Annotated in this window: 13 protein-coding genes; 1 reads left to right on the top strand and 12 read right to left on the bottom strand. The window is 40.2% G+C overall.

Annotated elements, in window-relative coordinates; genetic code table 11:
- Positions 1–42 precede the first annotated feature (42 nt).
- From ACE198_RS10745 to ACE198_RS10725, 5 genes are all read right to left on the bottom strand, one after another.
- On the bottom strand, positions 43–1,419 hold the full coding sequence (locus ACE198_RS10745) for an amino acid permease (RefSeq protein ID WP_375375559.1): 1,377 nt from the start codon (positions 1,417–1,419) through the stop codon (positions 43–45).
- Between the two features lie 375 nt (positions 1,420–1,794).
- Complete coding sequence (locus ACE198_RS10740; protein ID WP_375375558.1) at positions 1,795–3,081, bottom strand: dihydrolipoamide acetyltransferase family protein; 1,287 nt, start codon at positions 3,079–3,081, stop codon at positions 1,795–1,797.
- Positions 3,082–3,093: 12 nt separating this feature from the next.
- Entirely contained in the window at positions 3,094–4,116 is a 1,023-nt protein-coding gene (locus ACE198_RS10735) for an alpha-ketoacid dehydrogenase subunit beta (protein ID WP_375375557.1), read from the bottom strand.
- Positions 4,116–5,183, bottom strand: coding sequence for a pyruvate dehydrogenase (acetyl-transferring) E1 component subunit alpha (gene pdhA, locus ACE198_RS10730; protein WP_375375556.1), 1,068 nt, complete (start codon positions 5,181–5,183; stop codon positions 4,116–4,118). Before pdhA ends, ACE198_RS10735 begins: the two co-directional genes overlap by 1 nt.
- Before the next feature lie 25 nt (positions 5,184–5,208).
- On the bottom strand, positions 5,209–6,348 hold the full coding sequence (locus ACE198_RS10725) for a Leu/Phe/Val dehydrogenase (RefSeq protein ID WP_375375555.1): 1,140 nt from the start codon (positions 6,346–6,348) through the stop codon (positions 5,209–5,211).
- A gap of 376 nt (positions 6,349–6,724) precedes the next feature.
- On the opposite strand from ACE198_RS10725, the gene ACE198_RS10720 reads away from it, so the two are divergent.
- Positions 6,725–7,183: an Lrp/AsnC family transcriptional regulator gene (locus ACE198_RS10720; RefSeq protein ID WP_375375554.1), complete on the top strand. Its 459-nt coding sequence runs from the start codon at positions 6,725–6,727 to the stop codon at positions 7,181–7,183.
- Positions 7,184–7,346: 163 nt separating this feature from the next.
- Here ACE198_RS10720 and ACE198_RS10715 read toward each other — a convergent pair whose 3' ends face one another.
- From ACE198_RS10715 to ACE198_RS10685, 7 genes are all read right to left on the bottom strand, one after another.
- Entirely contained in the window at positions 7,347–8,897 is a 1,551-nt protein-coding gene (locus ACE198_RS10715) for a solute symporter family protein (protein ID WP_375375553.1), read from the bottom strand.
- Complete coding sequence (locus tag ACE198_RS10710; RefSeq protein ID WP_251458512.1) at positions 8,897–9,247, bottom strand: DUF485 domain-containing protein; 351 nt, start codon at positions 9,245–9,247, stop codon at positions 8,897–8,899. Before ACE198_RS10710 ends, ACE198_RS10715 begins: the two co-directional genes overlap by 1 nt.
- Before the next feature lie 440 nt (positions 9,248–9,687).
- Positions 9,688–10,641, bottom strand: a complete 954-nt coding sequence (locus ACE198_RS10705; protein WP_375375552.1) for an NAD(P)H-dependent flavin oxidoreductase — start codon at positions 10,639–10,641, stop codon at positions 9,688–9,690.
- Positions 10,642–10,777: 136 nt separating this feature from the next.
- Entirely contained in the window at positions 10,778–11,677 is a 900-nt protein-coding gene (paaX, locus tag ACE198_RS10700) for a phenylacetic acid degradation operon negative regulatory protein PaaX (protein ID WP_375375551.1), read from the bottom strand.
- A 100-nt stretch (positions 11,678–11,777) separates the two neighbouring features.
- Positions 11,778–12,554, bottom strand: coding sequence for an enoyl-CoA hydratase-related protein (locus ACE198_RS10695; RefSeq protein ID WP_375375550.1), 777 nt, complete (start codon positions 12,552–12,554; stop codon positions 11,778–11,780).
- Between the two features lie 67 nt (positions 12,555–12,621).
- A complete protein-coding gene (locus tag ACE198_RS10690; RefSeq protein ID WP_375375549.1) occupies positions 12,622–13,827 on the bottom strand; it encodes an acetyl-CoA C-acyltransferase in 1,206 nt (401 codons plus the stop codon).
- Positions 13,824–14,699: a 3-hydroxyacyl-CoA dehydrogenase gene (locus tag ACE198_RS10685; RefSeq protein WP_375375548.1), complete on the bottom strand. Its 876-nt coding sequence runs from the start codon at positions 14,697–14,699 to the stop codon at positions 13,824–13,826. The genes ACE198_RS10690 and ACE198_RS10685 overlap by 4 nt, the downstream gene beginning before the upstream one ends.
- Between the last annotated feature and the right edge of the window lie 63 nt (positions 14,700–14,762).

Here is a 14,762-nt window from a genome sequence, read left to right as displayed (position 1 = left end):
ATTTTTTTTATTGTTCACCTATTCTCTTAAATATGGATATGACTATACTACTTTATTCTGTTTTACTATCATGGTATCTTTTTCATCCACATTTTTAAACTTAAAGATGGAAATCAAAGATAGCACCGCTAAAACAACGAGACAAGTAATAATACTCACTCGATTCTGTACATCTAACAAAAATAAAACTGTTATGATGCTTAACGTAACGACTGTAATCACAGTTACATATGGGAATCCCCACAATTTAAAGCTTGGTTCTTTAGGATAGGAATTGCGAAGTTTTAAATGTGCTAGACAAATACCAATCCAGACCAACGATACAACAAAACCCGGAACCGCCATTAATAAAGTAAATACCTTTTCCTGCGCAACAAAGGCAATCATGGAGCCGCCGACTAATATAATTGCTGTTAATATTAAACTGTATAATGGAACACCCTTTTTTGATACAAAAGAGAAAGACTTTGGAGCTTCCCCTTCAACCGCTAGGGAATGAAGCATCCGTGTACAACCGTATATACCGGAGTTGGCTGCAGATAAGACAGCTGTAATTAAAATAAAGTTCATAAGGTGAGCTGCCCCCTTCAGGCCGGCCATGGATAACACCTGAACAAAGGGACTCGCTTGACTGATGCCAATTTCATTCCAAGGAATTAAACCGCAAATGACCAGAATTGGCAGCGTGTAAAACAAAATAATTCTCCAAACAAAACTTTTAATCACCTTAGGTAAAATCCGTTCTGCATCTTTTACTTCTGTTACTGTTAATCCTATTAATTCAGAACCTCCGTAAGAAAACATTACAATTAACAGAGCTGTAAAGATTGACATCCACCCATTCGGGAAAAAACCGCCTTGCTCTGTAAAATTGTGAAGATAGTTGGATTGATTGCTCGGGATGGCTCCAAATAGAATACCTGCTCCTAATATGATAAATACGATAATCATGGTGATTTTAATGCCTGCAAACCAAAATTCAAATTCCCCATAATTTTTAACATTCATCATGTTAATTCCAATAACTAAAGCGGCACAGCCTAAACTTAATTCCCAAAGAGGAATGGATGGAAACCAGTATTGCAAGAAGCTGCCTGCCACGACAATTTCGATCACACATACAGCCAGCCACATGAAACAATACATCCAGCCTATAACAAAGGAAGCACGCTTACCAAATGCTTTCTGAACAAAGCCTTTCATATTTGTGTTTGGATAGACGATGGCCATTTCTGCTATAGCTCCCATAACAACAAGAAGCAATAGTCCTGCGAACATATATGTAAAGATAACACCTGGTCCTGCTATTGATACGGATTCTGCACTACCTTTAAAAATCCCTGTGCCTATTGCTCCTCCCATTGCCATCATACTTATATGCCGCGGCAACAACTTCTTTTGCAATGATGCATCTTTCATTAACTAGTCCTCCTAAACTCTTTTAATTAATATACTAGAACGACAAGATCAAAATTAGCTTTCAACGGGTTTCCTTGATGGTAACGAACTTGTCCAACCGGAAAAAAACCTTCTGTGCAAACGCTTACACGTTTTGCTGTTGTTCTTTTTTGTAAATTTCTTTGCACCCAAGCCTCAGGTGAGGTCCGATTTATTTTCGGGAGATCTGTTTCTAAAACTTATTTGCTTTTTGAGATAGGAAGACTTCAACCAATCTATTAGATAATACTTTACCAAAATGATGTGGAGTAGTCTTCCTAATTTGGTGTTCTATTGTCCCTGATCTTTGTGGGACTTACTAGTTATATTCTTGGAGTTTAGTGGATTTATTGGTTACTATGCAAGTTCTATTGGCCACAACTTAGGGTTTTCAATTAATTGTTTAAAGCGGTTCGTAAAGGCTACTGCTGTAGCACCGTCTGCAACGCGGTGGTCAAACGCCATCGACATGGTCATGATCGAGCGAATCGCAATCTCATCGTTTTCCATAACAACAGGCATTTTTTTCGTCTTATGGAAGGCAATTAACCCTGTTTCCGGATGATTTATAATCGGAGTAGCGCCGATACTTCCTAATGGACCGACATTACTGATGGTAAATGTTCCTCCTTTTAATTCAGCCGACGTTAGCTTATCCTCTTGCGCTTTTTTCGTTAACTCTTTCAACTTATCATGTATTTGACGAACAGATAATCGGTCAGCATGATGAATGATAGGTACAATTAAACCGTTTTCCGTATCCGTGGCAATTCCAATGTTATATTCCTTCTCTAAACGGATTACTTCGTTTTCTTCATCAAGCTTGGCATTGAATACAGGGAATTGTTTTAATGCCACTGCGATCGCTTTGATAAAGAAAGCAACAGCCGAAACATTGATATTCATTTCTTTTAAATCATTTCGATAGGCGAGCAGCTCAGTAAGATCTGCTTCTTCAAAATGTGTCACATGAGGAATCGTATAAAGTGACTGGGTCATTTTCTTTGCAATTTGCTTCCGACGGCCTCTAAACGGAATTACTTCTGCATTAGTTTCATTTATGTTCGGAACTTCCTGCTTTTGAATCTCTTGTTTAGGTTCTGCTTTTGCTTCAGACACTTTGGCGGAGGGCGCTTTCATTTCCTTAGAAGATTGGATTTCATCACGTTTTTTAACAAAGTTATATATATCTTCCACAGTGATGCGCCCAAATGTACCAGTACCTGTAATTTCATTAATATCTACACGAAACTCTCGTGCAATTTTTCTTGTGTAAGGCGCCGCGATGATGAATTTTTTTTCTCCTTTTTGCTCAGTCACTGCTAATTGCTGCGGTTGTGATTGTAACGCCTCTTCCTTTTTAGAAGCTGCTTCTGCATGTTTCTTTTCCATATCAACCGCTTTTGCTCCTTCTGTTTCCAGTACAAGAAGAGTAGTACCAACGGAGACCGTATTACCATAGTCCACAATAATTTCCTTTACTTTCCCTGAAGCTGGGGAAGGAAGCTCAGCTACCATTTTATCTGTTTGTACCTCTACAAGTGGCTGGTCCACCTTGACCGAATCCCCCACTTTGACGAAATAGTGGATAATTTCTCCCTCTGTCATCCCTTCACCAATATCATGAAGTTTTACTTCAACCAATGTTTTCCCCTCCTAAAAATGCATAACTTTTTCGATTGCGTTAAATACCCGCTTTGGTGTAGGTAAATAATGTTCTTCGAGCGCAAATAATGGTACTGGTACATCAAAACCTGTCACGCGCTCAATCGGAGATTTCATATGCAAAAATGATGTATCATTTATAATGGAAACAATATCATTACCCACTCCGCCTGTAGCATGGGCTTCATGAACAATCACCGCACGGCCGGTTTTTTGAACAGATTCTGCAATAATGTCCTTATCAAGTGGATAAAGGGTCCTTAAATCAATGACATCACAGGTAATGCCATATTTTTCGGCCTGTTCCGCTGCTTTCATGGCTACTGGTACCATCGCACCCCATGCAAAAACAGAAACGTCATTTCCTTCTTTGAGCCTTTTCCCTTTTCCAATTTCAACTATATACTTTCCTTCTGGAACCTCTTCACGGTTAGAACGGTAGATTCTCATGGACTCTAAAAATAAAACGGGATCCGGATCTTCGATAGCTGCAATGATCAGACCCTTTGCATCGTATGCAGATGAAGGGCAAACCACTTTTATTCCGGGCATATGTGTAAACAACGCTTCCACACTGTCTGAATGAACCTCCGGAGCACGGATGCCGGCACCGTATGGAGCTCGGATGACCATTGGAACGGTATAGCTTCCCATCGTACGCATACGAATTCGTGATACATGTGTCATGATCTGCTCATATGCCGGATAAATAAAGCCAAAAAACTGCATCTCTGCTACGGGTTTGAATCCATTGACAGCCATTCCGATAGAGCTTCCGATAATCCCTGCTTCGCTCAGCGGCGTATCAATAACGCGTTCTTCCCCAAATTCTTTTTGCAACCCCTCGGTAGCACGGAATACACCACCGTTTTTACCGATATCTTCACCAAGCAAAATGACTTGCTCATCCTCTTTTAACATCGTGCGCAACCCATCTGTTACGGCTTGAACGAGTGTAAGTTCGTTAGTTTTTTCAGTTTGGATATCTGCCGGTCTGTCTACACTTAAAATCATCAAGCTTCCCTCCCGATCAATTGAAAATATTCTTCTTTTTGTTTTGCAATTGTCCAAGTCGGCTTTTCAAATACATTATCGAATAAGTCATTAATATTTGGTTTTGGATAGCTTTCCATATCTTTTACCGCCAGTTCGACTTCGGTTGCGATTTCTTCTTTGATCTTCATCACCCAATCTTCATCCCAGAAGCTATTTGCTTTCATATAGCGTTCTACACGAAGAATAGGATCTCGATTTTCTCGAATGATGTCACTCTCGGACTGATCGCGATATTTCGTTGGATCATCTGCCGTTGTATGAGCACCATATCTCCATGTCATAGCTTCAATTAAAGTTGGGCCTTCACCTTGACGGGCACGGTCAAGTCCTTCCATCGTTTGGAAATACACAGCAAAAATATCATTTCCATCGACACGGACACCCGGCATATCATAAGCGAGTGCTTTTTGGGCAATCGTTTTTGAATTCATTTGTTTTTTAATCGGCACTGAAATCGCAAAGCCGTTATTTTGATTAAAGAAGATAACTGGAGCTTTAAACACACTGGCAAAATTCAATCCTTCATGGAAATCACCTTCTGAAGTGGCACCGTCTCCAAAATAGGCAATCGCTGCATTTTTCGTTCCTTTTCTTTTTTCCGCCATAGCAGCCCCTGCTGCATGCGGGATTTGTGTTGCAATAGGAACGGCAGGTGGGAAAATCTTTTTCCCTTCTTCAGGCACGCATCCCTCCACACGTCCATTCCAATATAAATATGTACGGGCCATACCGGCTCCAAACGTTAACGTGGCACCATGGTCACGATAAGTAGGGAATACCCAGTCATCTTTTTCAAGCGCCAGTGCACTTCCAACTTGAGAAGCTTCCTGACCCTCAAACGGAGCATACGTTCCAAGTCTACCTTGACGTTGCAAACTTATGGCTTTTCGATCAAAGGTACGAATGCGAACCATATTATAGTAGAATTTTTTAACAAGATCTTCAGTTACTTTATCTTTGTAATCCTCATGTATTAGTTGGCCGTATTCATCAACAATTTGAAATATTGGAAATTCCGTTAACATGTCATCACCTCATAAACAGAAATTATTATTTACGAATATCCCATTTAGGACGTTTCGTATGAGTGAAAAAGCTATTATGCTTTTTTCGGTCTTCTATTCGTTTTTCACATAGTCGGTTTGCGGCTTGGATGGTCGTGATATCATCCAACTCTGCCTGTCTGTAAACTTCCAATAACGATGTGTAAATGGATTTTGTTTTCGATAATACACGCTCTTTATTGTAGCCATATTGTTCATCTGCTACTTGAATTAGACCTCCAGCATTTACAATGTAATCTGGAGCATATAAAATTCCTTTTTGTTTCAGTACTTCTCCGTGTTTCTCAGTATGAAGCTGATTGTTTGCCGAACCAGTTACTGCTTTTACTTTTAACCGTTCGATCGTTTCATCGTTAATAATTCCACCAAAAGCACATGGAACAAATACATCTGCTTCTGCAGAATACACATCATTTCCACTTACTACACGAGCAATGCTTCCTAATTGTTTTGCACGGTCTTGAATGGCTTTTATGACTTCTTCATTAATATCACTTACGTATAAATCAGCGCCGGATTCAAGCAATTGTTCGGCAACTTTGAACCCTACTTTTCCAAGACCTTGGATAGTGTAGGTCTTTCCGGAAAGATCATCTGAACCAAAAACGACTTTATTCGTTGCTTTGATACCGTAAATGACTCCAAGCGCAGTCGGAATGGATGAATCACCGCCGCCTCCGTATGCTTCAGGAATTCCTACGATGCAATTTGTCTCTTTTGAGGCATGGATAAAGTCATCCATTGAAGTACCCATATCTGTTCCGGTGTAAAAACGTCCGTTTAAAGAATCAACAAACTGGCCGAAAGCTCTAAACATAGCCGGTGTTTTATCCGTTGCAGGATCACCGAAGATTACCGCTTTTCCTCCACCGAAATCGACATCGGCAGCAGCGCATTTATATGTCATCCCTTTAGATAAACGCAGTACATCTTCCAAGGCCTCATCCATTGTACGATATGGGCGCATTCGGCAGCCCCCCAATGCAGGTCCGAGTGTTGTATTATGGATGGCGATAATCGCTTTCAATCCTGTTGTCGGGTCGTTACAAAAAACAATTTGCTCATGCTCATGCATTTTTTCAATAACTGATTCAGTTTTTTGTACAGAATGTTCTAACACGTTCATTTAAATTACCTCCATTAGCACTGTGATTATAGTAGAAAATCATTTAAAAAAAAGAGAAAAAACAACGTCTTTTCCTGTGTTAATGATGAAGAACCTTCATTTTCGACGACTTGCTTGACTCTTCTTCTCGAATGACCATCTCTAGCTGCCTGCTTTTCGCTTTGGCAGCGATTACATTTAATTAAATAGATGCTTAGCAGTGGATATCGTTTATCTTTTTATTTGTTTAAAAATATGAATGATTACGCTTCCATTTAATAATAATCTATAATATAATTGAAAAACATACCAAAATGTACAAGTTTTGGTGATAATCATTATATTTTGCATAAGTTTTTCAATATTTAACTTCATTTTTAAAAAGGGGAATACTTCTATGGACCAATTAGATATTCGTCTGCTTGAACTTCTTCAAATGGACGGACGGATTACTTTAAGTGAATTATCGAAGAAATTATCCCTTAGTCGTCCAAGCATTACTGAGCGTTTAAAAAGGCTACAAGATAGGGAAATTATTGAAGGATTCAGTGCCCGGGTATCTCTCGAAGCCATTGGACGTGATGTAATCGTTTATATTCAGGTAAGTGAACTCAAGTTATTATCTTATACAGAATTTGAGAAGCGGATTATCGATGACCCTGACATCATTGAATGTCATCGATTAACTGGCTCAGTTAGCTATTTACTTAAGGCTGCCGTTACAGGGATGGATCATCTAAGCAAGCTTATTGACCGGCTGGCTCCTTACGGAAATGTAAATACATCAATCGTTTTATCATCACCCGTCTCATTTCGCTGCATCACTCCACATGATGTTAATGAAGAAAAAAAGTAAACCAGGTGCAATGGGTAGAAAAAAGGAAAAACTACTCCACTAAATGTCCAGTTTCATTTCATCCTGGAATCGTTCTTAAAACAACAACAAAAATGAAGGTGCTACCGATTAAGGTAACACCTTCCTTTACTTTATTTTAAACTTAAAGTCTAGTACCTATATATCAATGGTCTTTCGCAGCACTAATCCCATACCCCGTGTTTGATTTATATATAACCTCTGCAAAGCTTTCTGCATTCGATTTTTCCCTAGACAGAACTGTTCCGAAATATGCTCCAAGGAAACCTAGCGGCACCGTGTAAATAGTTGGATTTAGCATCGGGAAAATAGGATCCCCGGTAAAAATGGCAGCTCCCGGCGTTGGACTCCATACATTCGGGCTCAATAACACAAGGACAACCGAGCTGATTAATCCAATCAGCATTCCTGTAATAGCCCCTATTGAATTAAAGCGCTTCCAGTAAATTGTGCATAAGATTACAGGAAGATTTGCACTAGCAGCAATACCAAGAGCCAGTACAGACAAGAAAGCGACATTTAATTTTTGGGCAGACAATGCAAGTAAAATAGAAACAACAGCTACTCCGATAGAAGCCATACGTGCTACAAATACTTGCTGCTTCTCTGTTACTTTTCCGCCTTTAATGATTTCTCCATAAATATCATGAGCAAACGCAGATGCGGATGTGAGCACAAGTCCGGAAACGACGGCAAGAATGGTAGCAAAAGCAACGGCAGAAACAAAAGCAAATAAAAAATCTCCGCCCATCGTTTGCGCCAACAAAGGTGCTGCCATGTTTCCAGCAGGATTCGCAGCAACAATATTTTCAAAGCCTACAAATGCAGCTGCACCAAAGCCTAAAAAGATGGTCATAATAAAAAACGCGCCAATGAACCATGTGGAATAAACGACTGATTTACGTGCCGTCGCTGCATCTTTTACGGTAAAGAAACGGACAAGAAGATGCGGTAAACCTGCTGCCCCTAAGACTAGTGCCATATTAAAGGAAATCATATCCAACCCATCTTTGTATTTGTTTCCTGGATTCAAGAACGCTTCTCCCAATGGCGTTGAGGACTTGACATGCTGAAACATATTCATAACACTGAAGTCAAATTTAGCAAACACAATAAACGTGATAACAAATGATCCGATGAGCAATAAAATAGCTTTTGTAATTTGCACCCAGCTGGTAGCGGTCATTCCGCCAAAAATAACGTAAATCGTCATCAGGATACCGACAAGCAAAACGGATGTCGCATAATCGATTCCAAGCAGTAACTTAATAAGTCCGCCTGCCCCAACAAGCTGAGCAATCATATAAAAGATCGAGATAACCAGCGTGTTAACTGCAGCTACCCCTCGAACTTTTTTGGAATTGAAGCGTGCCGTAATCATGTCGGCCATTGTGTACTTTCCTAGATTTCGAAGTGGCTCAGCAACCAGATAGAGCAAAAATAAAAAGGCAACTAGATTTCCAATACTCATGTAAAATCCATCAAACCCCACTAAAGCGATAGCTCCTGTAATTCCCAAGAACGAAGCGGCAGACATAAAATCCCCGGCTACCGCCAGACCGTTTTGCCATGCCGTCAATCCACCTCCGGCTGTGTAAAAATCGCGGGCATTTTTTGTTCTTTTAGATGAAAGATAGGTGATGACCAATGTTAAAGCGATGATTCCCAGGAATAAGGATAATGCCAATAGACTCATTAATACAATTCCTCCTTATGTTTCGCTACGATAGCTGCCGCTGAATTATCAAATTTTTCAGATTTCTTAATGTAGACAAAACCACATACCCATACGAGTACAAATTGCAGTAATGCATATACCCATGCCCAAGTGATATGACCAATTGCCTGATAATTTAATATTTTCGTATAAGCGGCTAAAATAGGTAAGGCAAAATAGAATAAACAGAAAAAGACGGCCATTGGCAAAATAAATGATTTCTTTTTCTTTACCAGCGTTTGAAAATCACTCGTTTGGATCAGTGATGTGTAAGAAGCCTTTTGTCCTATCTGCGTGTGTAGTTTCTGTTCTTGAAATTGCACTCCCATACATGTTCCCCCTTTTATAACAAATGTAAATAATCTCCACAAACATTCGTTATGTATTTAAATTCCCCAAATCAAAATCTTCTACCAAAGCCCTTAAATTAAATAGTAAATAGCAATTTTTCTATCTATCACACTCCTGAAGATTAAAAAACGCAACGTTTATTTAACAACAAACAAATTATAAACGACGGTTTAATATCTGTTATACTTTACTTGATTAAAATACCATAGGATTGAACATTTGTAAATAAAATTCAGACATTTCTGAACAGAATTAGTTTTTCTCTAGTTTTATATTAAATAACCTTTCATCTGCGAGATTCTTGCTGCCCGTTATTTCAATATCAGATAGGAGGAATTGAGCTATTGTGGCAAGACTTGCACGCCAATAAGCCCAAAGGAAACTTCCTTTGGGCGCTTTAAAGGTATATTTTTTTATTTTAACGAATTATGTCCATAGCTACTCTATTAATTTGCCTGCTGGCTTCTTCCATCATGCCGTCCAACAGCTCTTTCACGCTAGGGATGCCAGAAATCAATCCTGCTACCTGTCCGCTATTAATAAATCCATTTTCTAAGTCTCCTGCTATCGCTCCCGTTACATGCTGTTTTTCGGACGTCATCTCATTATATTGTTCTAAAGTCATCCCTTGCTCTTCTATATTACGCAATTTGTGTGCATATGGGGTTTTTAACATTCTTCTTACACGCCCCACAGAACGCCCTACAATGACTGTGTCGGTGTCACTTGCGTGAACCAAATTTTGTTTATACGTGTTATGAAAAGGAGCCTCTTTTGTAGCAATCAGCCGTGTACCGATTTGGACACCGCTGGCACCTAGCATCAACGCCGCCGCTAGGCCTTTTCCATCTCCTATTCCCCCAGCAGCAAGTACGGGAATGCCCACAGATTGAGCAATTTGCGGAATAAGTGTGAAGGTTGTCAGTTCAAGATTGGAGTTAATTCCAGCTGCTTCAAATCCTTCCGCTACTAAGATATCCGCTCCGGCCGCTTCTGCTTTTTGCGCATGCTTTACAGAAGCGACAACAGCAATGACTTTTACTCCATGATCATGAAGAACCGGAATAACAGGAGCAGGATTCCCAGCAGATAATGATACAACTGGAATCTGATGTTTTATAACTAACTCTACTAGTTCCTTTATATAAGGTGTAACAGTAATCGCAATATTTAAAGCGAATGGCTTATTTGTTCTCTTCTTCGTTTCTAGAATAATGTTTTCTACTTCGTCTGGCGCCATGGTACCGCTTCCAATTGTTCCTAATCCTCCCGCTTCTGAAACAGCCGCCGTAAGAGGCGCATTGCTGATGTTCCCCATGCCCCCTTGAATGATAGGGTATTTAATATGCAATTGTTCCGTTATATATTTCACTTTTACCACTCCCCTTATAAATAATGTTATAATAGAATCAACCTAAACACAATCATATTCATACATAAAGGGCCATAATATGCATTTTTTTCAAAAAAAGAAAGCACCAAAAAAATTCCTAGAGGAACGCTTCCCTCTAGGAGTTTTTTATTTGATCGCTTATTAAATGATGGTCAGAAGCATCATATGATTGATCTTTACGCCTTAAATCATTATCTTCCTGGAAAACCTCTTCAAAGAAGCGGTTAGCCGGCTCAGCTAATAATTTATAATATTGACTAAACAACAACGCCGCATGGTTACCGCTCCAGCGCGCAGGTAAAAGCTCCTTCGGCAAACCTGGATCAGTGAATAAAAATTTCCGATACTCGTGAACAAGATTCGTTCTCTCAACAAAACATTCCGCATCGGTCATCTCGCCTCTTTGCATGATACTTTGATGCACAATGTATTTCCTGCTGTAATCCGAGATAAATTGCTCATACTTTTCTTCAATCTCAGATAAAGGCCAGCTTCTCTCTACAAGCGATTGGCTTTCCTTCGGCCCCTTATATTCTGATAAAAAGAAATCAACGTATGGCCTAATATCATATTTGTCGATTAAGAGCTCAACTTCCTTATCTAAGGCATTGGGAGATATCCAGCAGCCATTGGCAAAACTTCCAAAGCCACTCCAAAGTAATTCTTTTCTGAGTTCATCCCGAATTTGTCTTTTTTCTTCCGGAATGGTATACATAAGGATTCTCCACTTTCCATCCCATTCATGAGGATTCTGCTTGAAAATTCTTCCCGCGGCTTCTTCCATGCGGTTATCACCTCGAGAAGTTAGAAAATAATAACTTTTATTCCCTTTTTTCTCTGACTGAATCCACCCTAGTTTCAACATACGCGAAACAGCGACCCGAACAGCCTGTTCATTATGTCCAAATTCTTTTAATAAGCGTATTAAACTTCCAATCCAAATCTTATTTCCATAATGGCGTAAGTAATCGCCATAAATCGTAAAAATCATGGACTGCGTATTAGCAGTACTCATTTATCTCCCTCTTTCTGTTTGCACCGCCTGGATCTGTTTGATTATTAAAGAAGTGGAGACTAGAGAATCTATTATTGTCCAATGCTGAGTATCGCAACTTTTATTTTCCAGTGAAATTAGCCGTTCTCCGCTCGCTAAAAGCTTGCAAAGCCTCGAATCGATCTTCGGTTGGAATTGTTATTTCATAGGCTTTCGACTCAATTGCCAATCCAGTTTGCAAATCTGCATTCATCCCTTGATTAATTGCATATTTCGCCTGCTTTAAAGCAATTGGACCATTTTTCAGCATTTCTGCTGCAAACTCTTCACAGGACTTCATTAGTTCATCCCGCTTTACAACTCTCGTCAGTATTCCCCATCCATAAGCATCTGAAGCAGAGATTTTTCGCGCGGTAAAAATCAGCTCTTTCGCTTTTGCCTCGCCAATTAACCTCGGTAAACGCTGTGTACCTCCAGCTCCGGGAATGATCGCCCAGCTCGTCTCTGTAAGTCCCAGTTTCGCTTCCTCTACTGCAAATGAAAAATCACAGGCCAACATTAATTCAAACCCGCCGCCAAACGCATACCCATTTACCGCCGCAATCGTTGGCTGTGGAAGAGATGCGATGCTGTTGAATACATCCCGAATTGCTTTTACGTTTCTTCTTACTTGAACATCGGTTAAAGTTTTACGCTCTTTTAAATCAGCACCTGCACTGAAGGCCTTCTCACCTGCTCCAGTGAAAATGACTACTCTCACTTCAGGATCTAGCTCAATAGAATCTACCACTTCTTGTAATTGCTTTAATGTCTCATAATCAAAACAATTTAATACGTCAGGACGATTTATTGTTACATACCCTATACTATCTTCTATTCTATACAAAACATTAGACATTTTCTACACCTCTTTTTATTTGTAAAAAAACCCTTACTTGGCATGTCGTCAAATAAGGGCCCTCCCGTTATTCTGTTACATTCTCTACGATCGCTGCTATTCCTTGCCCAACACCAACACACATCGTCGCAAGGCCGTATTTTTCATCACGTTTCTTCATTTCGTATATAAGGGTTGTTAAGATACGGGCTCCGCTTGCCCCAAGCGGATGGCCAAACGCAATCGCCCCTCCGTTTACATTCACTTTATTTGTATCCAGTTCCAATTGACGGATGCATTCCAAAGATTGAGAAGCAAATGCCTCATTCAATTCAATTAAACCGAGATCCTCTACCGTTAGATTAGAACGCTGCAGCGCTTTTCTTGTAGCAAAAATCGGTCCTAATCCCATGATAGCCGGCTCTAATCCTGCTGTCGCTCCTACTACATACTTCACTAAAGGCTTAAATCCTAATTCCTTCGCCTTATCAGCACTCATGATTAATAACGCTGAAGCTCCGTCATTGACACCTGAAGCATTACCCGCCGTAACCGTTCCTCCTTCAAAGAGAGGCTTTAATTTTCCGAGTTTATCTAACGTTGTATCTGGACGAGGATGCTCATCCGTATCGACGACAATTTCATTTCCTTTTCGATCTTTATAAACGACAGGGACAATCTCTTCTGCAAAACGATTTTCTTCCATCGCTTTTTTCGCTCGCTGCTGACTCTCAATAGCGAACTGATCCTGATCACTCCGCGAAACATGAAAGCGCTGAGCTACATTTTCAGCTGTTTTCGGCATTGTGTCTACGCCGTACATTTCTTCTAACTTTTTGTTTGTGAAGCGCCAGCCAATCGTTGTGTCCTGAAGCTCCATACCACCGCGAGGGAATTCTTTATCAGGCTTTGCCATAACGAAAGGCGCACGTGTCATACTTTCCGTTCCGCCGGCAATGTAAATGTCCCCTTCTCCAATCGCAATCGCTCTCGCTGCATACATGACAGCATCTAATCCAGAACCGCACAAACGGTTCACTGTTGTACCCGCAACGCTAACAGGGAGACCTGCCAGTAAAGCCGACATTCTTGCTACGTTACGATTATCTTCCCCTGCCTGGTTTGCGTTTCCAAAGATTACTTCTTCAATTTCATCAGCTGGAAGAGCTGGATTGCGTTCTACAAGCGCCTTGATGACAACCGCACCTAAGTCATCTGGACGTACACTTTTTAATGCTCCGTTATATCTGCCAATTGGTGTTCGTACAGCATCTACGATTACAACTTCTCTCATTTTTTAACCGCCTCTTTTTCTTTGGTAGTATAATCATATACTCCCTTGCCTGATTTTCGACCTAAACGTCCTGCCTTCACATATTGCTCTAATAACGGAGCCGGACGATATTTTTCACCAAGCTTCTCATGCAAATACTTTAAATTATTTAATCGGGCATCTAACCCTACCAAGTCTACAAGTTCAAAAGGACCCATTGGGTAGTTTAATCCCAGTTTAATGGCTTTATCAATCTCCTCAGGTGTACCCAACCCTTCTTGAAGCATGTAAAAAGCTTCATTACCGACCAAGGCGCTAATGCGGCTTGTGACAAATCCAGGGAACTCATTAATGACAACTGTCTCTTTTCCCATCTTTTCCGCCACTTCTTTAATCACTTGTGCTGTTTCATCACTTGTTTCCAAGCCGCGAATAATTTCTACAAGCGGCATTTTATGAACCGGATTAAAGAAGTGCATCGCTATTGTTTTTTCCGTACGGTTTCCGTATGAAGCAATTTCCGTAGGACTCATTGTTGAAGTGTTCGTCGCAAAGAAACAATGAGCTGGTGCATATTTTTCAATGGTTTCAAATACCGCTTTTTTGATTTCAGCTTTCTCAGGAACCGCCTCAATCACTAAATCCGCTTCACTGGCCGCTTCTTGTAAATTAGTAGCATAGTAAAGATTTTTCTTGGACAATTCTACCGTTTCAGCAGATATTTTCCCGCGGGATAATCCTTTTTCAAAAATGCTGTTCAATTCTTTTTTGGCATTTTCTAATGCCGCTTCATTCACATCCACTAATGTAACCGAGTATCCGCCGACTGCTCCTACATAGGCAATTCCTCTTCCCATTACACCCGAACCTACTACTACAATGTTATTAATCATGGTTGTCCTCCTTATTCAACACACTATTATGCAAATGAGTACGAATAAAACTCATTAGGAGCT

Source organism: Neobacillus sp. KR4-4 (genome assembly GCF_042136325.1).
GTDB lineage: Bacteria > Bacillota > Bacilli > Bacillales > Cytobacillaceae > Neobacillus.
This window is presented reverse-complemented; position numbering and strand designations above follow the sequence as displayed.